General features: G+C 49.1%; 1 pseudogene. It reads right to left on the reverse strand.

Features of this window, described 5'->3' with window-relative positions:
* Positions 1-15: 15 nt before the first annotated feature.
* Positions 16-507 (reverse strand): annotated as a pseudogene (locus R7R24_RS30660) (succinylglutamate desuccinylase/aspartoacylase family protein); the annotation flags it as partial.

Raw genomic sequence — 507 nt, forward strand, 5'->3', positions numbered from 1 at the left:
GCCACACACGGTTTATAAAAAACCAGCGTCACCACGATCGTTTAAGATAGCGTCTGGGTTAATTGAGCGAGCCATTTCCAACGATTGTTCGATACGGAAATCGGCAAACACATACAATGGGTAAGCGGCACCACTGGTTTGGGTGTGCAGATCAATCGCAAGCTCTGCATTTGGCTTAAGCAGATTGTTCCATAATGCAAACAGGTAGCGATTGGCCTCATTGCCGTTTGCGTCGCCTGGGAAAAAGCGGTTTAGGTTTGCTGGTGATGCATCAGGATCAGCGGAGTAAAAATCGCGGCTGTGGTTCAACATACCCGTTAAGTTGATGGTTGGAACAACAGTGACAGTGCCCGCCAGTTCTTTGCCGATTAGCTCTCGAGCTGTTTTTTGCGCGGCAAGAACGCCGTTGTATTCATCGCCATGAACACCGGCAGTGATCATAATCTTCTTGCCCGGCATGTCGCCTTTGAATACCAATACTGGTAGGTGTTGCCACTGAGATAGGGC

Source organism: Vibrio sp. 704, assembly GCF_033339295.1.